23 protein-coding genes are annotated in these 23,269 nt (G+C 73.7%); 13 read left to right on the top strand and 10 right to left on the bottom strand.

Annotated elements, in window-relative coordinates; genetic code table 11:
* Positions 1-236 precede the first annotated feature (236 nt).
* Entirely contained in the window at positions 237-1,724 is a 1,488-nt protein-coding gene (locus ACZ6ZN_RS17245) for a helix-turn-helix domain-containing protein (RefSeq protein ID WP_469646996.1), read from the bottom strand.
* A 161-nt stretch (positions 1,725-1,885) separates the two neighbouring features.
* Here ACZ6ZN_RS17245 and ACZ6ZN_RS17240 point away from each other — a divergent pair, with 161 nt between their 5' ends.
* From ACZ6ZN_RS17240 to ACZ6ZN_RS17225, 4 genes are all read left to right on the top strand, one after another.
* The gene (locus ACZ6ZN_RS17240) at positions 1,886-2,506 is read left to right on the top strand and encodes an L-threonylcarbamoyladenylate synthase (RefSeq protein ID WP_398108205.1); all 621 of its coding nucleotides are present in this window, start codon (positions 1,886-1,888) and stop codon (positions 2,504-2,506) included.
* A gap of 144 nt (positions 2,507-2,650) precedes the next feature.
* Positions 2,651-3,406 carry a dienelactone hydrolase family protein gene (locus ACZ6ZN_RS17235; protein WP_469646990.1) on the top strand — a complete coding sequence of 252 codons (756 nt, stop codon included), beginning with the start codon at positions 2,651-2,653 and terminating at the stop codon, positions 3,404-3,406.
* A 76-nt stretch (positions 3,407-3,482) separates the two neighbouring features.
* A complete protein-coding gene (locus ACZ6ZN_RS17230; protein ID WP_469646989.1) occupies positions 3,483-4,988 on the top strand; it encodes a metallophosphoesterase family protein in 1,506 nt (501 codons plus the stop codon).
* Positions 4,989-5,069: 81 nt separating this feature from the next.
* Complete coding sequence (locus ACZ6ZN_RS17225) at positions 5,070-6,098, top strand: LLM class flavin-dependent oxidoreductase (RefSeq protein ID WP_469646986.1); 1,029 nt, start codon at positions 5,070-5,072, stop codon at positions 6,096-6,098.
* Between the two features lie 27 nt (positions 6,099-6,125).
* Here the strand turns inward: ACZ6ZN_RS17225 and ACZ6ZN_RS17220 are convergent, their stop codons facing one another.
* Positions 6,126-7,100, bottom strand: a complete 975-nt coding sequence (locus tag ACZ6ZN_RS17220) for a TauD/TfdA dioxygenase family protein (RefSeq protein WP_469646983.1) — start codon at positions 7,098-7,100, stop codon at positions 6,126-6,128.
* 171 nt (positions 7,101-7,271) lie between these two features.
* On the opposite strand from ACZ6ZN_RS17220, the gene ACZ6ZN_RS17215 reads away from it, so the two are divergent.
* Together ACZ6ZN_RS17215 and ACZ6ZN_RS17210 are read left to right on the top strand one after the other, a co-directional pair.
* Entirely contained in the window at positions 7,272-8,102 is an 831-nt protein-coding gene (locus ACZ6ZN_RS17215; RefSeq protein WP_469646980.1) for an aldo/keto reductase, read from the top strand.
* A 37-nt stretch (positions 8,103-8,139) separates the two neighbouring features.
* Positions 8,140-8,739: a DNA polymerase ligase N-terminal domain-containing protein gene (locus ACZ6ZN_RS17210; RefSeq protein ID WP_451879634.1), complete on the top strand. Its 600-nt coding sequence runs from the start codon at positions 8,140-8,142 to the stop codon at positions 8,737-8,739.
* Positions 8,740-8,748: 9 nt separating this feature from the next.
* Here the strand turns inward: ACZ6ZN_RS17210 and ACZ6ZN_RS17205 are convergent, their stop codons facing one another.
* The 4 genes from ACZ6ZN_RS17205 to ACZ6ZN_RS17190 all read right to left on the bottom strand — a co-directional run bounded on the left by ACZ6ZN_RS17205 (position 8,749) and on the right by ACZ6ZN_RS17190 (position 12,746).
* Positions 8,749-11,091 (bottom strand): ATP-binding SpoIIE family protein phosphatase, encoded by a 2,343-nt coding sequence (locus ACZ6ZN_RS17205; RefSeq protein ID WP_469646977.1) that lies wholly within the window; start codon positions 11,089-11,091, stop codon positions 8,749-8,751.
* A gap of 141 nt (positions 11,092-11,232) precedes the next feature.
* Positions 11,233-11,700, bottom strand: a complete 468-nt coding sequence (locus ACZ6ZN_RS17200) for a peroxiredoxin (RefSeq protein WP_469646973.1) — start codon at positions 11,698-11,700, stop codon at positions 11,233-11,235.
* On the bottom strand, positions 11,697-12,077 hold the full coding sequence (locus tag ACZ6ZN_RS17195) for a DoxX family protein (RefSeq protein ID WP_469646971.1): 381 nt from the start codon (positions 12,075-12,077) through the stop codon (positions 11,697-11,699). Before ACZ6ZN_RS17195 ends, ACZ6ZN_RS17200 begins: the two co-directional genes overlap by 4 nt.
* A gap of 153 nt (positions 12,078-12,230) precedes the next feature.
* A complete protein-coding gene (locus tag ACZ6ZN_RS17190; protein ID WP_469646968.1) occupies positions 12,231-12,746 on the bottom strand; it encodes a MarR family winged helix-turn-helix transcriptional regulator in 516 nt (171 codons plus the stop codon).
* Positions 12,747-12,855: 109 nt separating this feature from the next.
* Between ACZ6ZN_RS17190 and ligD the strand changes: the two genes are divergently transcribed.
* The 3 genes from ligD to hemC all read left to right on the top strand — a co-directional run bounded on the left by ligD (position 12,856) and on the right by hemC (position 15,811).
* Entirely contained in the window at positions 12,856-13,836 is a 981-nt protein-coding gene (gene ligD / locus ACZ6ZN_RS17185) for a non-homologous end-joining DNA ligase (RefSeq protein ID WP_469648017.1), read from the top strand.
* Between the two features lie 144 nt (positions 13,837-13,980).
* Entirely contained in the window at positions 13,981-14,754 is a 774-nt protein-coding gene (locus ACZ6ZN_RS17180; RefSeq protein WP_398108216.1) for an NPP1 family protein, read from the top strand.
* A gap of 121 nt (positions 14,755-14,875) precedes the next feature.
* Positions 14,876-15,811, top strand: a complete 936-nt coding sequence (gene hemC / locus ACZ6ZN_RS17175) for a hydroxymethylbilane synthase (protein ID WP_398108217.1) — start codon at positions 14,876-14,878, stop codon at positions 15,809-15,811.
* Between the two features lie 24 nt (positions 15,812-15,835).
* Here hemC and ACZ6ZN_RS17170 read toward each other — a convergent pair whose 3' ends face one another.
* Entirely contained in the window at positions 15,836-16,357 is a 522-nt protein-coding gene (locus ACZ6ZN_RS17170; RefSeq protein WP_451879628.1) for a hypothetical protein, read from the bottom strand.
* 533 nt (positions 16,358-16,890) lie between these two features.
* Here ACZ6ZN_RS17170 and ACZ6ZN_RS17165 point away from each other — a divergent pair.
* On the top strand, positions 16,891-17,682 hold the full coding sequence (locus ACZ6ZN_RS17165; protein ID WP_398108219.1) for an RNA polymerase sigma factor SigF: 792 nt from the start codon (positions 16,891-16,893) through the stop codon (positions 17,680-17,682).
* Between the two features lie 32 nt (positions 17,683-17,714).
* Here ACZ6ZN_RS17165 and ACZ6ZN_RS17160 read toward each other — a convergent pair whose 3' ends face one another.
* On the bottom strand, positions 17,715-18,035 hold the full coding sequence (locus ACZ6ZN_RS17160; protein ID WP_451879627.1) for an ANTAR domain-containing protein: 321 nt from the start codon (positions 18,033-18,035) through the stop codon (positions 17,715-17,717).
* 244 nt (positions 18,036-18,279) lie between these two features.
* On the opposite strand from ACZ6ZN_RS17160, the gene ACZ6ZN_RS17155 reads away from it, so the two are divergent.
* On the top strand, positions 18,280-19,083 hold the full coding sequence (locus ACZ6ZN_RS17155; RefSeq protein WP_398108221.1) for a VOC family protein: 804 nt from the start codon (positions 18,280-18,282) through the stop codon (positions 19,081-19,083).
* 63 nt (positions 19,084-19,146) lie between these two features.
* On the opposite strand, the gene glgX is transcribed toward ACZ6ZN_RS17155, so the two are convergent.
* The gene (glgX, locus tag ACZ6ZN_RS17150; protein WP_469646958.1) at positions 19,147-21,306 is read right to left on the bottom strand and encodes a glycogen debranching protein GlgX; all 2,160 of its coding nucleotides are present in this window, start codon (positions 21,304-21,306) and stop codon (positions 19,147-19,149) included.
* Positions 21,303-21,815, bottom strand: a complete 513-nt coding sequence (locus ACZ6ZN_RS17145; protein WP_398108223.1) for a pep a2 — start codon at positions 21,813-21,815, stop codon at positions 21,303-21,305. The genes glgX and ACZ6ZN_RS17145 overlap by 4 nt, the downstream gene beginning before the upstream one ends.
* 357 nt (positions 21,816-22,172) lie before the next feature.
* Between ACZ6ZN_RS17145 and ACZ6ZN_RS17140 the strand changes: the two genes are divergently transcribed.
* Both ACZ6ZN_RS17140 and ACZ6ZN_RS17135 read left to right on the top strand, forming a co-directional pair.
* Positions 22,173-22,472 carry a DUF5133 domain-containing protein gene (locus ACZ6ZN_RS17140; protein WP_469646956.1) on the top strand — a complete coding sequence of 100 codons (300 nt, stop codon included), beginning with the start codon at positions 22,173-22,175 and terminating at the stop codon, positions 22,470-22,472.
* 75 nt (positions 22,473-22,547) lie between these two features.
* On the top strand, positions 22,548-23,269 hold a 722-nt coding region (locus ACZ6ZN_RS17135), incomplete at its 3' end, for a maltotransferase domain-containing protein (RefSeq protein ID WP_469646954.1).

Genomic DNA, 23,269 nt, shown 5'->3' with positions numbered 1-23,269 from the left:
GCGCCACGGGAGCGGCACCGCGCCGCGGCGGGAGCCGCGCGGGGGCGCGACCGGTCCCCCGTTCCGGTCGTGCCCCCGCGGTGCCCCGAACCTACGTGCCGGACGGCGGCCTTGTGAATCGTCCCGGTGCCCATCGCGCACGGCAGCGGACTCACCTGTGCACAGCCGCGCCCGGTTTGCCCGGGTTCGCCGGGCCTCGCGGCCCGGCCCGCTGCCCGGCCGCCCGGGCACGCCGCTCAGTCGGGCTGGCCGAACACCGGCAGATCGAGGTCGCCCACGGCCAGGTGGGCGAGGACGACCTCGTACAGGTCCGTGCCCGAGGTGAGCAGCCGGCGCTCCAGGACCGGTTCGGCGCTGCGGACGTGTTCGCGCACGGTCTGCGCGTGCATGCCGAGTGCCTGGGCGGCCCGCTCGGCGTTGCCGCCCGCCGCGATCCAGGCGCGCAGGGTGCGGCGCGGGTTGCGGGCGTCGGCGTCCAGCCGTCCGAGCAGGTCCCGCGCCCAGGTGCGCAGGGCGGGGCCGGACAGCAGGTCGGCGAGCAGCGCTCCGCGGCCCCGGGAGCCGTCGGCCGGGTGGCTGTCGGGCAGGCCGATCCGCGTGTTGACCGCCAGGTGGACGACGGCCCGGGCCGCGAGGCCGGTGAAGTCCGCGCCGAGCAGGTTCTCCACCCGTTCCATGCGGGCACGGACGGTGTTGCGGCTCACGCCGAGGACCTTGGCGGCGTTGACGGCGGTGAACTCCAGGCCCAGCCGGTTGGTGGCGAGGAGCTCGGCACGGGTGTGGTGCGGCAGCGCGTCCAGCGGGCGCAGCGCCCGGGCCGTCCAGCCGCGCAGCAGTTCGGGGTCCATCAGGCGCTCGGGGTGGGTCCGCTCGGCGTAGACGGCCGTCTTGTCCGGCCGGAAGTGGGCCACCGCGAGGGCGCTGACGGCCTGCCCGTAGGCCGTCGCGGTCCGGGCGAGGCTCTGGCGGACGCTGCCGCCGAGGAACAGGTCGCGGTGCCCGGCGACCAGGGACCGCAGCGCACCGGCGGCGCTGTCCCGGGGGCTGACGACGATGACGTGGCCCGACATGGCGGGGCACCGGACGACGAGGGCGTTCTCCCCGGTGCGGTCCAGGCATTCCCGGGCGACGCGGTCGCGGGCGGAGGGCGCGGACTCCACGACGTAGACGCACGCCGTGTCGGCGTCGAGCAGCCCCGGCCACAGTCCGGCGGCGACGCGGCGGGCGGCGACGGTGTCCTCGACCATGAGCAGCTGAAGGATCGCCAGACGCAGGTCGGAGGTGGCCCGCCGGAGCCTGTGTCCGGCCGCGGCCGACTCGTGCGCGGTCAGCAGCAGGCCGATCACCTGGGCGGTGTGTGTGACGGCGTCGGAGGCCCGGCGGTCGAACGGCGTGGCGCGGGAGACGGCCAGGACACAGGACCGTGCGGCGTGCTCCACCCTGACCAGGCGCAGATGACGCTCCCGGCTCTGCCAGGCGGCGGAGGCGATCCGGCCGGCGGCGACGTCCGCGACGAGGCCGCCGTCGAGCGGCAGCCGGTCGCCGGCCATCAGGTTCCCGGCGTCGTCCTGGAGGGCGACGGATGCGTCCACCGTGCCGGAGAGCCAGGCGACGACCCTGCGCACATCGCGGCCGGCAGGCCGCAGATGCTCCAGGAGCTCCGCCGCCCACGCCCCTTCGGTGCCGATCGCCGCCCTTCCCGTCCCGTCCTCACGGCCGGTCACCTCGGCCCTCCCCTCGCTGCTCGTGCCGCCGTACGGCACACCGGCCGGGGACGTTACCCGACGGGTGCCGGGCCGTCCCGGGGGCGCCGGCGGGCCCGGCCCCGCAGGTCGGGCTCCGGCCCCTGCGCCTGCGGCCGGTGCGCGCGGCTTAAGCTCGGCGGATGGCGAAGTACTACGACGTGCACCCCGACAACCCCCAGCCGCGCACCATCGGCCAGATCGCCGACAGCATCCGCGCGGACGCCCTTGTCGCCTACCCCACGGACTCCTGTTACGCACTGGGCTGCCGTCTGGGCAGCCGCGACGGCATCGAGCGGATCCGCTCGATCCGCAAGCTGGACGACCGGCACCACTTCACGCTGGTGTGCCAGGACTTCGCGCAGCTCGGGCAGTTCGTGCGGATCGACAACGACGTGTTCCGCGCGATCAAGGCGTCCACGCCGGGCAGCTACACGTTCATCCTGCCCGCGACGAGGGAGGTGCCGCGGATGCTGCAGCACCCCAAGAAGAAGACGGTGGGCGTGCGCATCCCCGACCACGTCGTCACGCAGGCGCTGCTCGCCGAGCTCGGTGAGCCGCTGCTGTCGAGCACCCTGCTGCTGCCCGGGGAGGAGGAGCCGTTGACGCAGGGCTGGGAGATCAAGGACCTGCTCGACCACGTGCTGGACGGGGTCGTCGACTCCGGCGACTGCGGCACCGAGCCGACGACGGTCGTCGACTTCTCCGGCGGCGAGGCGGAGATCGTGCGGTACGGGGCGGGCGACCCCGCACGGTTCGAGTAAAGTCCGGCCCAAGGGCCGTTCACGGTTCAACCTTACGGCGGGGGTGGGCGAATTGCCCCGGAACCGCGCGTGCCACGATGACCATGATCCGCCCGGTCACGCGGACGGTTCCGGCCCGCCACCCCCGCAGAAAGGCAGCCCGTCATGACCGCCGTACAGGGAACCGCCGTCGACATCCCCACGGAGGACGGCATCGCCGACGCCTACCTGGCCCAACCCGGCGACGGGGCCGCGCACCCGGCGGTCCTGCTCTTCATGGACGCCTTCGGGCTGCGTCCGCACCTGCGCTCCATGGCCGACCGGCTGGCCGGTGAGGGCTACACGGTGCTGGTGCCCAACCTGTTCTACCGGGCGGGCCGCGCCCCGCTGTTCGACCTGCCCGACTTCATCGACCCGCAGGCGCGACCGGGCACGTGGAAGCAGATCATGCCCGTCATGCAGGCCCTGACCGGCGAGCGGGCCATGCGGGACGCCGGCGCCTATCTGCGGTGGCTGGCCGCGTCGCCCGCGGTCGCCGACGGCCCGGTCGCCCTGACCGGCTACTGCATGGGCGCCCGCCTCGCCCTGCTCACCGCCGGGACCTACCCCGAGCGGGTGGCCGCCGCGGCCGGTTTCCACGGCGGACGGCTCGCGACGGACAAGCCCGACAGCCCGCATCTGGTGGCCGGGGACGTCACCGCCGAGCTGTACTTCGGCCACGCCGACCAGGACCACTCGCTGCCGCCGGAGCAGATCGACCGTCTGGAGCAGGCCCTGACCGAGGCCGGTGTCCGCCACCGGTGCGAGGTGTACGCGGGCGCCCCGCACGGCTTCACGCAGGCCGACACGGCGGCGTACCACCGGGAGGGCGACGAGCGGCACTGGTCGGCGCTGCTGGACCTGCTCGCGCGCACGTTCTGACACCGGCCCGCTCCCGTGCGGCGGGAGTCGCGCCCCGCCCATCTCCCGCCCCGGGCAGGGTTGTTACGGTGCACCGGTGTCCGACTCCTCACGCGATACCGCCGAGGGCGCCGGCTGGGGCGGTGCCGAACGCGGCGCCTACCGGCAGCTGATGCCGCCGAAGACGGAGAAGATCTCCTGGCTGGACCCGAGGATGCTGTGGGTCGCCCGCAACGGTGTCCTGGCCTCCTGGTTCGGCGACCCCACCGGCCGCACCCGCGCCCGCTGGGTGGCGCAGCGGGCCGCCGCCGGCGCCCCGGCCGACAAGGTGATCCGGCGCGACGACCCGGACCGCTTCTCGTTCCTGGTCATCGGCGACACCGGGGAGGGCGACGACCCGCAGTACGCCGTAGTGCCCGGGTTGCTGAGCGCCGGCCGGGACACCCGTTTCGCCGTCCTGGCCAGTGACGTCGTCTACCCGGTGGGCAGCGCGGACGACTACGGCCCGAAGTTCTTCCGCCCGTACCGCGACTACCCGGCGCCGATCTACGCGATACCCGGCAACCACGACTGGTACGAGGACCTCGACGGCTTCATGCGGGTCTTCTGCGACGACGCGCCCGCCCTGCCGCCCGAGCCCCGGCCGCGCCCGCTGACCCGCGCCTGGCTGCGCTCCCTGCTCTGGCACCGGCCGCGCCCCGGCGACGGCCGACGGCTGGACGAGGCGAGGACCCTGCGCTCCGCACCCGCCCAGCAGGCGGTCCAGCCCGGGCCGTACTGGGCGATCGACGCCGGCCCGGTGCGGATCGTCGGCATCGACACCGGCCTGCTCGGCACCCTCGACGCCGAGCAGGGCGCCTGGCTGCGCGAGGTCTCCCGCGGGCCCCGCCCGAAGATCCTGGTCACCGGCTCGCCGCTGTACGTCGACGGACGGCGCGAGCCGTGCGCGGTCGAAGGCGGCGGCACCGTCGACGACATCGTCCGCGACCCGGCCCACCACTACGTCGCGGCGATCGGCGGCGACATCCACAACTACCAGCGCTATCCGGTCCGGCTGGACGACGGGCGCACCCTCCAGTACGTCGTCGCGGGCGGCGGCGGGGCGTTCATGCACGCCACCCACACCATCCCCCGCGTCGACGTCGCCGGCGTCACCGAGGCGGACTTCCGCTGCTACCCGCTGCGCGGCGACTCCCTGGCCTTCTACAGCCGCCTCTACGGCCGGCGGTTGCGCCTGCCCCGCTTCTTCACCCTCACCGAGGCCGAGGCGACGGCCGTGATCGCCGAGCGCCTCGGCATCCCGCCCACGCGCGCGCAGGGCGCCCCGGTGAAGGTGACCCGGCGGGTGCGGCTGGTCGCCGCGCTGCTCGGTACCGGCCGCCGCCCCGACCGGGCCAGGCGGTTCCGGCTGCCGGTGCGCAAGATCTACACGTCGTTGTTCTCCCCGGGCTCGGCGACGTACAGCCCGCCCTTCTTCAAGTGCTTCCTGCGCCTGGACGTCTCCCCGGAGTCGGTCCGCCTGCGCTGCCACGCGGCGACCGGCAACCGGGCCCAGGAAGTCGCCCCGCCGGTCGAGGACGAGGTGACGATCCCGCTGCGCTGATCGGCGAAGGACGGGAACACGGCGGTGGCGACCGGGGTTGCCACTGCCGTGAGCCATCGAGCGAACGACGACGGAGGGCCCGTGCCACCGACCTCACGACCGCTGCGGAAAATGGGCTTCCTGACCATCGGGCTGTTCGACGAGGCGGATCCGCGCCGGGGTCACGAGTCCACGCTGGAGATCATCGAGCTCGGCGAGCGGCTGGGCTTCGACAGCGCCTGGGTGCGCCACCGCCACCTCCAGTACGGCATCTCCTCCCCCGTCGCCCTCCTGTCGGCCGCCTCCCAGCGCACCCGCCGGATCGAGCTCGGCACGGCGGTCATCCCGCTGGCCTGGGAGAACCCGCTGCGGCTGGCCGAGGATCTCGCCACGGTCGACCTGCTGTCCGGCGGGCGGCTCAACCCGGGCGTCAGTGTGGGGCCGCCGGCGCACTTCGAGCAGGTCAAGGACGCGCTGTATCCGCACACGGCCGACGCGGAGGACTTCGGCTACGGCCGTGTGGAGCGGCTGCTGGACTTCGTCCGCGGCAAGCCGGCCTCGGACTTCAGCGGGGTGGAGGGCTTCGAGGTCTTCTCCGACCGTGTCCAGCCGCACTCCCCCGGGCTGGGCCGCCGCATGTGGTACGGCGGCGGCAGCCTGCGCTCGGCCCGCTGGGCGGGCGAGCACGGCATGAACCTCCTCACCAGCAGTGTCGTGAAGGCCGAGGACGCGGAGGGGCCCTGGGACTTCGCGGCGATCCAGCTCGCCCAGGTCCGGGCGTTCCGCGCCGCCCACCCCGACGGCGAGGCGGCCCGGGTCTCGCAGGGGCTGGTGGTGATCCCGACGGACTCCGCGACCCCCGGTCAGCGCGCCCGCTACGCGGAGTACGCCGCCCGGCGCACCCCGCGCACCACGTCACCGCAGGGCCCGGCCCGCCTGCTGTTCGCACCGGACCTGGTGGGCCCGTCGGCTGAGATCGCCGAACGGCTCCACGCGCACGCCGCGTTCCGCGAGGTCGACGAGGTCGCCTTCGCGCTCCCCTTCGCCTTCGGCCACGAGGACTACGTCCAGATCCTCACCGACCTGGCCACGCACCTGGGGCCCGCCCTCGGCCGGCACCCCCGTGGCTGAGCCCCCTCGGCCGTAGGTGACCCCGGGTCACCAGCGGCCGGGGGCCGTCCCCGTGACGGGTTGCGAGGGGCGGCCGTCGGGGCCGACGGGGACGTCACCGGCGAGCATCACGCGGTGCATGATCCGCGGGTGGTCCAGGTGGGCCGTGTCGCCGGGGGCGAGGTGCATCGTGGCGCGGTTGTCCCAGAACGCCACGCTGCCCGGTTCCCAGCGGAAGCGGACCGTGTACTCGGGCCGGACCGCGTGCTCCAGCAGCAACTCCAGGATCGCCGCGCTCTCGGGCCGGGACAGGCCCTCGATCTGCTCCACGTAGTAGCCGTTGACGTACAGGATGCGCTCGCCCGTCTCGGGGTGGACCCGTACCAGCGGGTGCAGCGAGGCGACCTGGTGCTCCAGCAGGTGACGGACGTAGCCGTCGTCGCCGGGCCGGGGCTGGTAGCCGACGCCGAGCCGGTGCTCGGCCCGCAGCCGGTCGGCGAACTCCCGCAGCGGCGCGGACAGACCGGCGTACGCGGCCGCCAGGTTCGCCCAGGTCGTGTCGCCGCCGTAGGGCGGGACGGTCTCCGCCCGGAGGATCGTCGCGGCGGGCGGGTCGACGCGGGCTCCGTGGTCGCAGTGCCAGCCGCGCAGCAGGGTGTGGCGGCGCCGCCGCAGCCACTCGTCGTGCTCCATGCCGTACCGCCCGCCCAGCTCCAGCCGGTCGGCGGTGGTCTCGATCTCGGGGACGTCGGGCGGTGAGGCCTTGCCGCGCCGCGGCAGCACCACCGGCCGGCCGAACCGCCGGGCGAACGCCACGTGCCCGGCGTGGTCGAGCCGCTGCCCGCGGAAGAACACCACCTTCCACCGCAGCACCGCCGCCCGGACGGCGGCGACGGTCGCGTCGTCGAGATCGGCGGCCAGGTCCACGCCGTCGATCTCCGCCCCGATGTGCCCGGCGACCGGCCGGACCTCGATCCCGGCCTTCCGCGTCGCCTCGTCCGTCCTCGGGCTGTCCGTCGTCATGAGCGCTCCGCTGGTCGTGGGCGTGGTCCTGCCTTCCGGGAGATCGTGACAGCGATCCCGGCGGAGGGCGACCACGCCTCCGGGCCGCACGGCTCCCGGTCCCCCGGTTGATCACCGCCCACTCCGTCCGCGACGCTGGGGGGACGACACAGTCAACGGGAAGGCCCGACGGTGATCAGCATCCCGACGCACACGCTCAACGACGGCACGGCGCTCCCGGCCCTGGGCCTGGGCACCTGGCCGCTCGGCGACGACGAGGCCCAGGCCGCGGTGGTCTCGGCCCTGGAGGCGGGCTACCGCCTGATCGACACGGCGACGAACTACCGCAACGAGACGGGGGTCGGCCGCGCCGTGGCCGCCGGGGTGGTGCCCCGCGAGGAGATCGTCGTGACGACGAAGCTCCCGGGCCGCCACCACGGCTACGAGGAGACCCTCGCCTCCTTCGAGGAGTCCCGGTCCCGCCTCGGCCTGGAGTACGTCGACCTGTACCTGATCCACTGGCCGCTGCCGCGCCAGGACCGGTACGTCGACTCCTGGAAAGCCATGGTGAAACTGCGCGACGACGGGCTGGTGCGATCGATCGGCGTCTCGAACTTCACGCCCGCCCACATCGAGCGGCTGGAGAAGGAGACCGGGGTCCTGCCGTCGGTCAACCAGATCGAACTGCACCCGTTCCTGCCGCAGGACGAGCTGCGCGCCTTCCACGCCGGCCGGAACATCGTCACCGAGAGCTGGAGCCCGCTGGGCCGGGGGACGTCCCTGCTGGAGGACCCGGCCCTCGCCCGGATCGCCGGGACGCACGGGGTGACGCCCGGCCAGGTGGTGCTGCGCTGGCACACCCAGCTGGGCGCCGTGCCCATCCCGAAGTCAACGAACCCCGAGCGGCAGCGCGCCAATCTGGACGTGTTCGGTTTCGAGCTGAGCGCGGAGGAGATGGCCGCCGTGGCCGACCGGGCCCACCGCCGGGTCGGCGGGGACCCCGAGGTGCACGAGGAGTTCTGACGGGTACCCGGGCCGGCCGGACAGGAGGGAACCGCACATGGCCGAGCGGGACCGGCTGCGGGACTACCGCGGCAGACGCGACTTCGGCCGGACCGGGGAGCCCGAGGGCAGCGGGGCCGCCCCCGGGCGGCGCCCGCGCTTCGTGGTGCAGATCCACGACGCGAGCACCATGCACTTCGACTTCCGGCTCCAGGTCGGCGACGTCCTGAAGTCCTGGTCGGTCCCCAAGGGCCCCTCGGCCGACCCCGGGGACAAACGGCTGGCGGTGCCCACGGAGGACCATCCGCTGGAGTACGAGGACTTCGAGGGCGTGATCCCCCGAGGTGAGTACGGCGGGGGCACGGTCATCGTGTGGGACCGCGGCACGTACGAGCCGCTGAGCCACGACCGCCGGGGCCGGCCGGTGGACTTCGCCGCGTCGCTGGAGCGCGGGCACGCCACGTTCCGGCTGCACGGCTCGAAGCTGCGCGGGGCGTACGCGCTGACCCGCTTCCGCGGTGGCGACGACGGCGAGGAGGCGTGGCTGCTGGTGAAGCAGGCCGGCGGCTCCCGCACGCGGAGCGCCCCCGATCCGCGCCGGGCCCGTTCGGCGGTGTCCGGCCGTACGCTCGCCCAGGTCGCCGCGGAGACCGGGTGAGCGTGCCGTTCAGAACAGCGGCGTGAGGGCCTGCTCGCACCAGATGGTCTTGCCCCGGCTGGTCTGACGGCTCCCCCAGCGCTGGGTGAGCTGGGCGACCAGCAGCAGCCCCCGTCCGCCCTCGTCGTCCTGGTGCGCCCGCCGCAGATGCGGGGAGGTCGAACTGCCGTCGGAGACCTCGCAGATGAGGGTCCGGTCGCGGATCAGCCGGAGCTGGACGGGCGGGGCGCCGTGGCGGAGGGCGTTGGTGACCAGCTCGCTGACGACGAGTTCGGTGACGAAGGCCGTCTCCTCCAGGCCCCACGCGGTGAGACGGTCGGTGGCGGCCTGGCGGATCACGGCCACCTGCGCGGGGTCCGGGGTGATGTCCCAGGTGGCGACCTGGTCGGCGCCCAGCGCCCGGGTGCGGGCCAGCAGCAGGGCGACGTCGTCGGAGGGCTCCTTCGGCAGGACGGCCTTGAGCACCGAGTCGCACAGGGCGTCCAGCGAGTCGGCGGGCACGGTCAGGGCGCGGCACAGCTCGTCGGTCGCGTGGTCGACGTCGCGGTGGCGGTCCTCGACCAGCCCGTCGGTGTACAGGGCGACCAGGGAGCCCTCGGGCAAGGGGAGTTCCGTCGCCTCGAACGGCAGGCCTCCGACGCCCAGCGGAGGCCCGGCGCTCATCGGGATCAGCCGGGCGGACCCGTCGGGCAGCACCAGGGCGGGGGCGGGGTGCCCGGCCGCGGCGAGGTGGAGGCGGCGGGCGACGGGGTCGTAGACGGCGTACAGGCAGGTAGCCCCCACTTCGGCCACCTCGTCCCCGAGGTCGTCGGAGGCCAGGTGCGTGACCAGGTCGTCCAGGTGGGTCAGCAGCTCGTCCGGGGGCAGGTCGACGTCGGCCAGGGTGCGCACGGCGGTGACCAGCCGGCCCATGGTCGCCGAGGAGGGGATGCCGTGCCCGACGACGTCCCCGACGACCAGCGCGACCCGGCTGCCGGACAGCGGGATGACGTCGAACCAGTCGCCGCCGATCCCGGCCGCCGAGCCGGAGGGCAGATAGCGGTGGGCGACCTCGACGGCGGCCTGCCCGGGCATGCCGCGCGGCAGCAGGCTGTGCTGGAGGGCGAGGGCGGTGCCGCGCTCCCGGGCGAAGCGGCGGGCGTTGTCCACGCAGACCGCGGCCCGGCTGGCGAGTTCCTCCGCGAAGACGGCGTCGTCCCCGCCGTAGTCGTCCGGCTGCGCCACCCGGACCGCCACGGCGACGCCGAGCGTGATGCCGCGGGCGCGCAGCGGTACAGCCATCATCGAGTGGGCGCCCTGGCGGTACGGGCGCCCCCGAGGGGAGCGGCTGTCGCGCTCGGCGACCCAGCGCACGAAGGCCGGCTCCCCCGCCTGGCTGACGACGGCCCGGCTCTCGCGCATGGCCCGGGCGATCGGTGAGAACGCCGGGTAGACGTCCACGTCGCCCACGTGCACGGCGGCTTCCGGGGTGCCCTCGCTGACCGATCCGTGGGCGACCCGCCGCAGGGCGATCTCCTCGGCCGGGACGGCCGGTGCCTCCTGCGCGCCGAGGACCCAGTCGAACAGGTCCACGCTCGCGAAGTCGGCGAACCGGGGCACCACGACGCCGATGAGCTCCTCGGCCGTGCGCACGACGTCCAGGGTGGTGCCGATGGCCGCCGCGGCCTCGTTCAGCAGGGCGAGCCGCTGCCGGGCCCAGTAGTGCTCGGTGCTGTCGTACGCGGCCAGGGCGGTGCCCACGAGGTCGCCGTCGGCGTCGCGGACCGGCCACATCTCGGTCACCCAGGAGTGCTCCCGGTTCAGCGCCGGCGTTCCGGTGAAGCTCTCGTAGCGCAGCGGCCGGCCCGTCTCCACGACGTGCCGCAGGTGCCAGTCGAAGCCGCGGCTGTGGCCGGCCTCCTCCACGGTCCCGGGGAAGTGCCGGCCGACCAGGCTCTCCTCGGACACGCCCATCACCTGGCAGGCGGCGTCGTTGAGGCGCAGACAGCGCTGGCCGGTGTCGAACACGGACATCGAGATGGACGCCTGCTGGAAGGCGCGCCCCGCCAGGGAGGTCTCGGCGCGGCCGGGCGGCGCCGCGGTGAGCACGTATCCGTCCGGTCGCCCGTCCCCGCCGGCCACGGCGCACGCCCGGACCCGGAGCCCGACGAGGTGGCCGTCGCGGTGGCGCACCACGACCGTGTCCGCCCGGTCGGACAGCGCCTGCGCGGACACGTCCTCGGCGAGCAGGTGCCGTACGGACCGGCCCACGACCTCGGCGGCGGGGTGGCCGGTGAGCTGCCGGGCGCCCTCGCTCCACCCCGTCACGATGCCCCGGGCGTCGATGATCGCAGCAGCGGAGGAGTCCTCCATTCGTCCAGGATTGACCCTGTGCCGTCCCGCCTCAACCGCGGGGCGGCGTACGGGCGGCGCCGGGACGGGTGTTCAGGGCCGGTGCGCGCCAGGCTTCAGGGCCGGTGCGCGCCGGGTTTCAGGGCCGGTGCGCGCCGGGTTTCAGGGCCGGTGCGCGCGGAGTGCGGCGAGCGCCCGGTCGGCGTGGGCGTTCATGCGCAGTTCGCTGCGTACGACGTCCAGGACGGTGCGGTCCTGCGCGATGACGAACGTCGTGCGCCGGGTGGGGGCCAGGGAGAAGCCGCGCCGCACGCCGAACCGCTCGCGGACCGTGCCGTCGGCGTCGGACAGCAGGGGCATGCCGAGGCGGTGCTGCCCGGCGAACTCCCGCTGCCGTTCGACGCTGTCCGCGCTGATGCCGACGGGCCGGGCCCCGACGGCGGCGAACTCGGCCGCGAGGTCACGGAAGTGGCAGACCTGGGCGGTGCAGCCGGGCGTCAGGGCGGCCGGGTAGAAGAACAGCACGACCGGCCCCTCGGCGAGCAGCCCGGACAGACTGCGGACGCGGCCGGTCTCGTCCGGCAGCGAGAAGTCCTCGACCGTGTCCCCCGCTTCCACGCGGCCGCTCAACGCTTGCCCCCGGCGTTCCGGGCGACGCCGCGGGCCCACAGCACCAGCGGCACCTGGAGCGGCAGGCGTCCGAAGGCGGCGGCCTTCTGGCGTGCGGGGCGGTGCCGCCAGTCGGCGGCCATCTTGACGTTGGCCGGGAAGACTCCGACGAAGAACGCCGCGGTGGCCAGCGCGGCCGCCTTCCGGGTGCGGGGCAGCGCGAGGCCGGCGGCGAGCGCGAGTTCGGCGGCACCGCTGACGTGGGTCCAGGTCCGGGGCGAGCCCGGCAGGGCGCCGGGGACGATCGCGTCGAACCGGCGGGGGGCGGCGAAGTGGGCGATGCCCGCGGTGGCCAGCAGGCCGGCGAGCAGCAGGGGCGAGCGTTCGGACCGGGACACGGTTCCTCCTCTGATGACCTGCCGCGCGATATTACTCGACGGTAGGAATCCCTCGGAGCCCGGGCGGCCCCTTCGGGGCGCGGGACCGGCCCGGTTCGGCGGTCGACACCGGGGCAGGGCGGGGCGGGGCGCAGGGGTGCGCGGCCACGGCCCTCAGGCGGTGGGCGCCGGGGTCCCGTGGGGCTCGGGGGCCGCGTCGGCGGCGTACGCGAGGAAGTCGTCGACCATGCGGTGGAAGAGCGTGGCCAGCTGCCCCAGTTCCTCCGGGGACCAGTGCGCCAGCGCCAGCTGCATACCGCGGACGCCCGCCTCGCGCACCTTGGCGATGGCCTCCCGGCCGGCCTCGGTGAGTTCGATGCGCTGGGCGCGGCGGTCGTCGGGATCGGGGACGCGCGTGACGTACCCGAACCTGTGCAGCTGCTGGACCGTGCGCGTGACGTGCGAGGCCTCCACACCCAGCCGGGCGGCCAGCTCGCCCGGACGCAGCGGATCGGCGTCGGCGATCTGGCGCAGCAGCGCGACGGCGGCCCGGTCGAGCGGGACCCCCGCCAGGGCCATCAGCCGCTCGTGCTGACGGGCGCGCGTGCTCAGGTAGGTGATGCGCGTGAGCGCGCGCTCGATCTCGGTCACCTCCGCCGAGGGGCCGTCGGGGAGCGGTGGGGTGGGCATGGCACCACGTTACCATGTCGTTGCGTAACGCAAGTAAAGCGGGGCGCCGTTCAGGGGAAAGGGACGGCCGGCGCGCGTGACCGCACCCCGGGGCGTCGACATCTCACCCGTGAGTCTGCCGCTGATCCCGCCCATGCTCGCCACCTCCGGCACCCTGCCCCCCGCCGCGCAGGACGCGCGCTGGGCCTACGAGACCAAGCAGGACGGCCAGCGCGTGGTGGTCTACCTGCCCGGGGACGGCACCGTGGTGCTGCGCGCCCGGTCCGGCGACGAGATCACGGCCGCCTACCCCGAGCTGCGCCCCCTGGGCACCGCCCTCGGCGCCACCCCGGCCGTCCTGGACGGCGAGATCCTGGCCCTGGACGCCGAGGGGCGGGCCAGCTTCCAGTTGCTGCAGTCCCGCATGGGGCTGGCGCAGGCCCCCGCCCGGGCCGCGCGGCGGGCGGCGGAGGTCCCGGCCCACCTCGTGCTGTTCGACGTGCTGCACCTGGCCGGCGAGTCCCTGCTGCGGCTGCCCTACACACGCCGCCGCTCGGCCCTGGAGGACCTCGGCCTGAGCGGACCGTCCTGGTCGACCCCGGCCGCGCTCGTCGGCCACGGCGCCGAGGCGCTGCGCGCCACCCGCGAGCACGGCCTGGAGGGCCTGGTCTGCAAGCGGCTGGACTCGGTGTACGAGCCGGGCGTGCGCTCACGGGCCTGGATCAAGATCCGCAACATGCGCACCGAGGACGTCCTGGTCGGCGGCTGGCAGCCCGGCAGGGGGCGGCTCACCGGCCTGCCGGGCGCGGTCCTGGTGGGTCAGCGCGCGGGCGGACGGCTGCGCTACGTCGGCAGTGTGGGCACCGGGTGGAGCGAGACCGAGCGCCGGGAGCTGGCCGGGCTGCTGGCGGCGGCCGCCACCGCCACCTGCCCCTTCGACCCGGCCCCCCGGGCACCCGGCGCGCACTGGGTGGTGCCGCGGCTGGTCGGCGAGGTCCGCTACAGCACCCGGACCCGGGAGGGGCTGCTGCGACAGCCGTCCTGGCTGCGGCTGCGGCCGGACCTCGCGCCCGAGGAGTCGGCCGCCGCCATCCCGGACGACCCGGCCTGAAACGGCGTCCCGACGCCGGCTGTTGATCCGCCCTTCACCCGCGGGATGCTCCGACCCTCTTGGCATGGACGCGTTCAACCAGGAAGCTGAACCCCCGTTCCCCCCACAGCCGTTGGGCTGCGCCCGGATCCCGAGGAGGACGCAGTGTCGTCACGCCCGTACAGCCGCCGCAGGAGATGGCTCACCGGGGCCGCCGGGGCCGCCGCCCTCGTGCTCGCCCTGCCCGCGACCGCCTTCGCCGCCCCGCCGCCCGCCCTGCCGGCCGACGCCGAGCCCCTGGAGCGGACGTACCAGCCGGCGTACGACTACGACACCGACGGCTGCTACTCCTCGGCCGCGATCGGTCCCGACGGCAGCGTGAACAGCGGGCTCAAGCCGACCGGGGCGCTCGACGGCAACTGCCGCGACGCCTCCGACCTCGCCAACACCAACGGTTACGCGCGCGCCAAGTGCAACAACGGCTGGTGCGCCGTCCTGTACGCCCTCTACTTCGAGAAGGACCAGGCCCTGCCCGGTGTGAGCCTCGGCGGGCACCGGCACGACTTCGAGCACGTCGCGGTGTTCGTGCAGGACGACCAGGTCCGCTACGTCTCGACCTCCGCCCACGGCGACTTCGACGTGCACGCGGCCGCGCAGGTCCGCTTCGACGGCACGCACCCCAAGATCGTCTACCACAAGGACGGGATCGGCACCCACTGCTTCCGCCTCGCCGGCCCGGGCGACGAACCGCCCGAGAACCACCGGGGCACCTGGCAGTACCCGCCGCTGGTCGGCTGGAACGGCTACCCGGCCGGGCTGCGCGACAAGCTGTCCTCCCATGACTTCGGCAGCGCCCACTTCGGCCTGAAGGACGGCAGTTTCGAGAGCCACCTGGCCAAGGCCAAGCCGTCGGGCATCCCCTTCGACCCCTACGCGTGACCCGCCCGGTCCGGCCCGGGGGGGGAACACACAGCCGAACGTCCCGAACTGGCGTACGCCGCCCGGCAGTCGGGGGAGGCACGCGAGCTCCGCTCCACCGGGAGGGTCTATCGTGGGGCGCATGTCCGCCCCCGAACTGATCCGCATCGTCTCCCGCGACTCCCCCATGGCGCTGGCCCAGGTGGAGCGCGTCCGGGCCGAACTGGCCGCCGCCCACCCCTCGGTGCGCACCGAGGTCGTCCCGGTGAAGACCACCGGGGACAAGTGGCTCGGCGACCTGTCCCAGGTGGAGGGCAAGGGCGCCTTCACCAAGGAGGTCGACGCGGCACTCCTGGCCGGGGAGGCCGACCTCGCGGTGCACTGCGTGAAGGACGTGCCCGCCGACCGTCCGCTCCCGGCGGGCACGGTGTTCGCCGCCTTCCTCAAGCGGGACGACATCCGTGACGCGCTGATCCACCCCGGCGGCCTCACCCTGGACGAGCTGCCCGCGGGGACGCGCGTCGGCACCTCCTCGGTGCGCCGGGTCGCGCAACTGGCGGCCACGCACCCGCACCTGGAGTGCGTGCCGTTCCGCGGCAACGCCAACCGCCGTCTGGCGAAGCTGGCGGCCGGGGAGGCCGACGCCCTGCTTCTCGCGGCCGCCGGCCTGGAGCGCATCGGCCGGACGGACGTGATCACCGAGATCCTTTCGACCGAGACGATGATGCCGCCGATCGGCGCGGGCGTCCTGGCCCTCCAGTGCCGCGAGGACGACGCCGACCTGATCGACGCGGTGAGCGGTCTCGGCGACCCGGACACCCACCGGGAGACGACGGCCGAGCGGATGTTCCTGCACGTGCTGCAGGGGCACTGCAACAGCCCCATCGCCGGGTTCGCGCGGGTCGACCGCGGCGGGGAACTCTCCCTGCGCGCCTGCGTGTTCACTCCGGACGGCAAGACACGGCTGAACGCCCACGAGTGGGCGGGGCGGCTCGATCCCGCCACGCTCGGCACCTCGGTCGCGGTGGCGCTGCTGCGCCAGGGCGCCCGGGAGATCATCGACGGCATCCCGCACTGAGCGCGGCGTCGCCCTGACGGCGGGTCAGGCGGTGCCTTCCTCCGCCTGGTCCCGCAGGAAGACGCTCACCTGGTGGGCCAGGCTGTCGCGGCACTGGCCCTGCGGGGCCCCGGGGGATCCCTCGTGCACCCCGATGCCGCCCGCCCACAGACGCCGGGCGGTCCACTCCTCCTCGACGCGCAACTGCACCTGCACGTCCACCAGGCTCAGGGCCTCCTCGGCCGCGGCCGCGTAGAGCACGGCCGTGACCCGGCGCAGCGGATAGACGTCGAAGCCCTCGATGAACTGGGAGTTGCGCCAGTCGACGAAGGCACTCTCGCCGTCCGGGCCGACGCGCACGTCGATCTGGCCGTCCTCCAGGTGGATGCCGAGGTGCCGGCTGCCGCGGTTCTCGACCGTCACGCGCAGGCGGAAGTAGGTGAGCCCGTCGGCCGCGTCGTCCCTGCCGCGAGGCGGTTCGGCCGGTTCCAGACGGTGGACGCGGACGCGCAGACCGGCATGCTCCTCGTACTCCTGCCAGTCCCCGACCACGTTCGGCTCGTACACGCTGCACCCTCTCGACCTCTGGAAGCTGCTTCCTATCTGTGGCCCGAGCGCAGTGTCAAATGAGCAGAATGCGCTGTGGCCAGGCAGTTCGCCGTACCTGATCGATGATCAAGCCGTGCCCAGCGGTTATCCGCGAGCCGCCGGAGAAAGCGCTTGCCCAGGCGTGCCGCACATCACTTCCACGAGTGAAGATCAACGGGTCGGGCGACCCGGTGGCGCCGGAGCCGCCCGGACACCACCGCCTCGAGGGCGGGCGGCGCAGGGAACCGGCCACCGGGCAGGGCGGCGGCATGGTCACCGCACTCCGGAGGCGGCGACGGCTTCTCGGTCGCAGCCAGGCCAAGATGCCCCGAATGTCGTATTGTCGGAAGTGCTTCGTTGTCACTGCCCGGCCGCGGGCGGTGAAGTGCTTCGGACAGGAGGCACATCCGTGGGAGCCGGCCTGCCGGGCCCCGGGTGCTTCCGTGAGGTCCGAGTCCGTGCTTCCCATGGTGTCCGTCCCTTCCGCACCTGCTCAGGGAGGTGCGCACCACATGCGTATCGCCGGCAGCACCCGAACGCACCCGCACGACGACGCCCCCGACACCGCCGAGGCGTTCCGGCGGCTGGCACGACTGCCCGAGGGACCCGAGCGCAAGGCCCTGCGCGACGAACTGGTCGAGGCCTGGCTCCCCATGGCCGAGCGGATCGCCGTCCGGTTCCGCGGCCGCGGCGAGGCCCTGGAGGACCTCTACCAGGTCGCGGCCCTGGGGCTGGTCAAGGCGGTCGACCACTACGACCCGGCCCGCGGCAACGCCTTCGAGGCCTACGCCGTGCCCACCGTCACCGGCGAGATCAAGCGCCACTTCCGCGACCACATGTGGACGCTGCACGTGCCCCGCCGGGTCCAGGACCTGCGCAACCGCGTGCGGCACGCCGTCAAGGACCTGTCCCAGACCACCTCGGGCCGTTCCCCCACCCTGGCCGAGATCGCCGAGTACGCCCAGCTCACCGAGGGCGAGGTGCGCACCGGGATGGAGGCGCTGGAGTGCTTCTCCGCGCTGTCGCTGGAGGCGGAGATGCCGGGCACCGACGGCTACGCCCTCGGGGACGCGATCGGCGGACCCGACCCGGCCTTCGACATCGTGGTCGACCGCGTGGCCGTCCGGCCCTGCCTGGAGGCCCTGCCCGAGCGCGAGCGGGTCATCCTGTACCTGCGGTTCTTCAAGGGCATGACCCAGAGCCGCATCGCGGAACAGCTCGGCATCTCCCAGATGCACGTCTCACGGCTGCTCAGCAGCTGCTTCGCCCACCTGCGCGAGGAACTGCTCACCGAGACCGGGTGAACGGGGAGCCGGCGCCACGCCTCCCGCGCGGATCAGCGCTCGGGGGGCGTGCCGGGCAGCTGCACCGGCCCCGCGCGGTCCAGGGCGTCCTCCAGCGCAGCCCGGATCTCCTCGGGCATCAGGCCGGTGCGCCCCCACACGAGGATCATCTCGGCGACGTTGCGCAGCTTGGTGTTGGTGTGCTGGGAGACCTGCTTCAGCACGGCCCATCCCTGGTCGGGCGAGACCCTGCCGAGTGCCACCACCATCCCGATCGCCTGGTCCACGACGGCGTGGGAGACGACCGCCTCCTTCAGCTGCTGGATCTCCTCCTGCATCTGAAGGATCCGCTCCGAGCCCCCGTCCGTGGGCATGGTCACCTCCGGGTCCGGTGCGCCGCTGCCCGGATGGCCGGACAGGGTGCTTGAGTGCCTTGACGCAGTGTCCGGCCCGTCCATCGTCGTCACCCGGCCCGCCGGGTGCCACCCGGGTGGACCAGCCGGTTCCGTTTCGGTGCGCCCGCCGGGGTACTCGGCAGGCGCAGCCCATGGCCGCGGCCGGACACTGGTGGCCATCCACCGGTGGCCGCCGGGCCGACGAGATCAGGACACGACTGCCATGAACCACGACATGCCCACCCCCTCCGGCACGAAGGACGTCATCTCCTCGCACTCCGTGTTCGGCGCTCCCTGCTGGGTGAGTCTGACCAGCCGCGACGTCCGGGCGACCGAGGAGTTCTACGGGGCGGTGCTGGGCTGGCAGTGGCGGCCGGCCAAGCTCGGCGACCGTTTCCGGATCGCCCTGGTGGACGGGTCGCCGGTGGCCGGGATCGCGGGCGTGGCGACCATGTGGCAGATGGCCGTGGCGTGGCTGCCGTACTTCGCGGTGCGCAGCGCGGACGAGGCGGCGGCCCGGGTGCAGGAGCGCATGGGCACGGTCGCGGTGGGGCCGATCTCCCTGCCGCCCGGGCGGGCCGCGCTGCTGGCCGACCGCGACGGGGCGGCCTTCGGCATCTGGGAGGGCGACCTGTTCACCGACTGGGAGACCTGGCGCAACGCGCAGCCCGCCTTCATCACCCTGCACACCCGGGACGCCTTCGACGCCGCCATCTTCTACGGCGAGGTCCTGGACTGGGCGTCGCGGAGCCCCGGGTGCTGCGAGGTCCACTACGAGGGCGGCGAGGTCGTGCTGCGCAGCCGCGGCGACGTCGTCGCACGGATCGAGTCGGGCGCCCTCGAAGCGGCGCCGGATCCCGCCATCCGCCCCCACTGGCAGGTCCACTTCAGCGTCGACGACGTGGCGGCCTGCGCCCGCGCCGCGGAGCTGCACGGCGGCAGCGTCGTGTCCAAGGGGGGCGACGAGGCGGTGCTGCGCGACCACGACGGGGCGCAGTTCACCGTCACCGCGCGACGCGCACGCTGATCACCCCGGGCATGCGCCGGCCCCGCGGGAGCGGTGCTCCCGCGGGGCCGGAGTCCGTGGCCGTCACCGCGTCCGGTCGCCCCGCTCCGCCCGGGAGGGCCGGGACAGCAGGACCAGGCTGCGTGCCCCGACGGTGAGGCCGGTGCCCGCCTTGTGCTCCGCCTCGTCCGGTGTGCCGTCGGGGTCGGCCGTGTCGATCAGCGCCGTCCATCTCTCGCCGTAGGAGGCGTCCGGGATGCGGAAGTCGACCGGCTCCCAGTGGCTGTTGAGCAGCAGCAGGAAGGAGTCGTCGACGACGGGGCGGCCGCGCGGGTCGGGCTCGGCGATGGCGTCGCCGTTGAGGAACACCCCGACCGAGTGCGCGTCACCGCGCTGCCAGTCGTCGTCGGTCATCTCGCGGGCGTCGGGCGCCAGCCAGACCAGGTCGGGCAGCGGCTGGTCGGCCCGCCTGATCGTCTCGCCGCGGAAGAAGCGGCGCCGGCGCAGCACGGGGTGCGCGGTGCGCAGGTTGATGAGGTAGCGGGTGAAGTCCAGCAGGTCCCGCTGCTCCTCGCTCAGCCCCCAGTCGATCCAGGAGATCTCGTTGTCCTGGCAGTAGGCGTTGTTGTTGCCGCCCTGGGTGCGCCCGAGTTCGTCGCCGTGCGAGAGCATCGGGATGCCCTGGGAGAGCAGCAGGGTGGCGAGGAAGTTGCGCTGCTGGCGGATGCGCAGCTCCCGCACGGCCGGGTCGCGGCTCTCCCCCTCGGCCCCGCAGTTCCACGACCGGTTGGTGCTCTCGCCGTCCTGGTTGCCCTCGCCGTTGTCCTCGTTGTGCTTGTCGTTGTACGACACGAGGTCGCGCAGGGTGAAACCGTCGTGCGCGGTGACGAAGTTGACGCTGGCCCGGGGGCGGCGCCTGCTGTGCTGGTACAGGTCGGACGAGCCGGTCAGCCGGGAGGCGAACTCGCCGAGGGTGTGGTCCTCACCTCGCCAGAAGTCCCGTACGGCGTCCCGGTACATGCCGTTCCACTCCGACCACAGGGGCGGGAAGTTGCCCACCTGGTAGCCGCCCTCGCCGACGTCCCACGGCTCGGCGATCAGCTTCACGCGGCTGATCACGGGGTCCTGCTGGATGAGGTCGAAGAACGCCGAGAGCCGGTCCACCTCGTGGAACTGCCGGGCCAGGGTGGCCGCCAGGTCGAAGCGGAAGCCGTCGACGTGCATCTCGGTCACCCAGTACCGCAGCGAGTCCATGATCAGTTGCAGGACGTAGGGGTGCCGCATCAGCAGGCTGTTGCCGGTGCCGGTGGTGTCGTAGTAGTGCTTCCAGTCGCCGTCGACCAGGCGGTAGTAGGAGGAGTTGTCGATGCCCCGGAAGGACAGGGTCGGGCCCAGCTCGTTGCCCTCGGCGGTGTGGTTGTAGACCACGTCGAGGATGACTTCGAGGCCCGCCGCGTGCAGGGTCTTCACCATCTGCTTGAACTCGGCGACCTGCTCCCCGCGTGTGCCGTGGGCGGCGTAGCCGTTGTGCGGCGCGAAGAAGCCGATGGTGTTGTAGCCCCAGTAGTTCGACATGCCCCGGTCGTGCAGCACCCCGTCGTGGACGAACTGGTGCACGGGCATCAGCTCGACGGCCGTGACGCCGAGGGAGGTCAGGTGCTCGACCACGGCGGGGTGGGCCAGGCCCGCGTAGGTGCCCCGCAGTTCCTCGGGCACCTCGGGGTGGGTCCTGGTCATGCCCTTGACGTGGGCCTCGTAGATGACCGTGTCGGCGTAGGGCCGGCCGGGCCGGGCGTCGTCGCCCCAGTCGAAGGCCGGGTCGGTCACCACGCCGAGCATGGTGTGCCCCGCGCTGTCGGCCGGGTCGGGGCCGTCGGGGTTGCGCTCGTAGAGCGAGGGGTGGTTGTCGATCTGCCCGTCCACCGCGCGGGCGTACGGGTCGAGCAGCAGCTTGGCCGGGTTGCAGCGGTGGCCGGCGCTGAGGGCCCAGGGCCCGTGCACGCGGTAGCCGTAGCGCTGGCCCGGGCCGACGCCGGGCACGTAGCCGTGCCAGACGAAGCCGTCGACCTCGTTGAGCGGGACCCGGGTGTGGGTGCCGTCGTCGTCGACGAGGACCAGCTCCACGCGTTCGGCGACCTCGCTGAAGAGCGCGAAGTTGGTGCCCTCCCCGTCGAAGTCGGCACCCAGCGGGTAGGGGCGCCCGCCCCAGGCGGACACCCCTTTCCGTTCCTGCCTGCGGGTCACCGGGCGTCCTCCAGGACCTCGGCCGGGGTGCCGGCCGGACCGGCCAGCCGGGTGATGGGCACCTCACGGGGCACGTCCAGGCCCTCGCTCTCGCGCGGGGCCGGCGCGGTCGGCACCAGCGGGACGCGCTCACCGGCGCGGGCGCGCTGCGAGAACCAGATGACCTTGCTGCCGGTCTCGGTGGCGCAGCAGCCCCAGCCGTCGCTCATCGCCGCGAGGTGCTCCAGGCAGCCTCGCAGTTCCTGGTCGGGGCGCAGGCCGCGGTCGTTGTCACCGATGGCGGTGATCAGGTGCTGCCCGTTCCACCACATCTCGATCGACGTGTTCTTGTCCGTGGCGTGCTCGTCGATGGCCTTGAGCAGCATCTCGGCACCGCCGCAGACGGGCTGGACGAGGTTGTCCAGGTCCCAGAACCTCAGGTGAGCGGCCAGAATGCGGCTGACCTGTCCCACCCGGTCGGGGCTGACTTCCACGTCGAGGTGGTAGTAGCAGGGCACTGCGGTCTTCATCGGTCGGCTCCTCACCGCGAAGCTCAATTCCTTCTCGTCCGCGTCTGCGGAACGAGCCCCGAACACAGAACGTGAGCGCGTATCGCTTCTGAGTCACCCTCAGAGTGAGGGTGCTGCTCCGTTCGTGCAACACGAGGACACACCTGAGGCGTGGGAGCGCCCATGTGAGCAGCGGGACGGGTCCCGAACGGCCCACCCCGGCCGCGACTCGTTGAAGATCCAACAAGACGCTGCGTCATGGCGCGTGCACCATGTGTGAAAGAACTCGATCGCCGTCACGGGTCCGCGTCGCTGTGCGCGGCCTCCGTCCGACCGTCGGGAGACCGTGCCCCCCGAGCCCGAAAGGTGATCGGCGCCATGCTGCTACCCGCCAGAGCCGAAGTCGCCCGGCAGTTGCGCCGTTACCGGGCCTGGGAACGCGTGATGCTCGCCGCACCGAACGACCTCACCGTGCGGAGCACGTTCGAGGACTCCGGCTACACGCTGTGCGTGCTCATGGGCAAGCGCTGCGCGCGGGAGGCGGCGGACGCCGCCGAGCGGTACCTGCGCACCAATCACGTCACGTACCTGCAGGAGCAGAACGACAGACCGCGCCCGGCCACGGCGGTCCGGCGCAGGCCGCCGGTGGCGGAGCGGAGATCCCCGGCGGGAAGGTGATGCCCTTCCCGCCGCAGCTGTCCCCCTGACCGGGCCTCCGCGGCCCGGCTTTCGAGCACGGTGGAGGTGAGGACCATGAGGAAGACCCGGGCCATCGGCCGTATCCCGGTGCGGGACGTCCGGCCGGCCGTGGAAGCCGGCAACCGGCCGGCCAAGGCGGTCGTGGGTGAGACGTTCGAGGTCACCGCCACCGTGTTCCGGGAGGGGCACGACGCGGTGGCCGCCAATGTCGTCCTGAAGGACCCCGAGGGCCGTCCCGGCCCCTGGACGCCGATGCGCGAGCTCGCCCCGGGCAGCGACCGCTGGGGCGCCGAGATCACGCCGCGCGCCGTCGGCCGCTGGACGTACCGCGTGGAGGCGTGGAGCGACCCGGTCGCCACCTGGCGGCACGCGGCGGGGATAAAGGTTCCCGCGGGCATCGACCCGGGCCTGGTGCTGGAGGAAGGCGCGGAACTGCTCGAACGGGCGGCGGCCGGCGTACCGAGGGACGCCGGCCGCGGTGTGCTGCTCGACGCGGCGGAGACCCTGCGCGACGACTCGCTGCCCACGACGGACCGGCTGGCGGCCGCCCTGACACCCGAGGTGGACCGCGTGCTGGCCCGGTACCCGCTGCGGGACCTGGTCAGCACGTCCGAACCGATGCCGTTGCTGGTGGAGCGGGAGCGGGCGCTGTACGGGTCGTGGTACGAGTTCTTCCCGCGCTCGGAGGGCACGGCCGAGCGGCCGCACGGCACGTTCCGCACGGCGGCGCGGCGGTTGCCGGCGATCGCGGCGATGGGGTTCGACGTGGTCTACCT

The sequence above is a fragment of the Streptomyces sp. NPDC053665 genome, from assembly GCF_055585285.1.
This window is presented reverse-complemented; position numbering and strand designations above follow the sequence as displayed.

Coding starts and splice junctions, on each gene's coding strand:
- ACZ6ZN_RS17220 (WP_469646983.1), bottom strand. CDS start 7,100: ATGACGACGGACAGCCCGAGGACGGACGAGGCGACGCGGAAGGCCGGG.
- ACZ6ZN_RS17145 (WP_398108223.1), bottom strand. CDS start 21,815: ATGAAGACCGCAGTGCCCTGCTACTACCACCTCGACGTGGAAGTCAGC.
- ACZ6ZN_RS17190 (WP_469646968.1), bottom strand. CDS start 12,746: ATGCCCACCCCACCGCTCCCCGACGGCCCCTCGGCGGAGGTGACCGAG.
- ACZ6ZN_RS17210 (WP_451879634.1), top strand. CDS start 8,140: ATGGCCGAGCGGGACCGGCTGCGGGACTACCGCGGCAGACGCGACTTC.
- ACZ6ZN_RS17235 (WP_469646990.1), top strand. CDS start 2,651: ATGACCGCCGTACAGGGAACCGCCGTCGACATCCCCACGGAGGACGGC.
- ACZ6ZN_RS17155 (WP_398108221.1), top strand. CDS start 18,280: ATGAACCACGACATGCCCACCCCCTCCGGCACGAAGGACGTCATCTCC.
- ACZ6ZN_RS17140 (WP_469646956.1), top strand. CDS start 22,173: ATGCTGCTACCCGCCAGAGCCGAAGTCGCCCGGCAGTTGCGCCGTTAC.
- hemC (WP_398108217.1), top strand. CDS start 14,876: ATGTCCGCCCCCGAACTGATCCGCATCGTCTCCCGCGACTCCCCCATG.
- ACZ6ZN_RS17205 (WP_469646977.1), bottom strand. CDS start 11,091: ATGGAGGACTCCTCCGCTGCTGCGATCATCGACGCCCGGGGCATCGTG.
- ACZ6ZN_RS17165 (WP_398108219.1), top strand. CDS start 16,891: ATGCGTATCGCCGGCAGCACCCGAACGCACCCGCACGACGACGCCCCC.
- ACZ6ZN_RS17240 (WP_398108205.1), top strand. CDS start 1,886: ATGGCGAAGTACTACGACGTGCACCCCGACAACCCCCAGCCGCGCACC.
- ACZ6ZN_RS17160 (WP_451879627.1), bottom strand. CDS start 18,035: ATGCCCACGGACGGGGGCTCGGAGCGGATCCTTCAGATGCAGGAGGAG.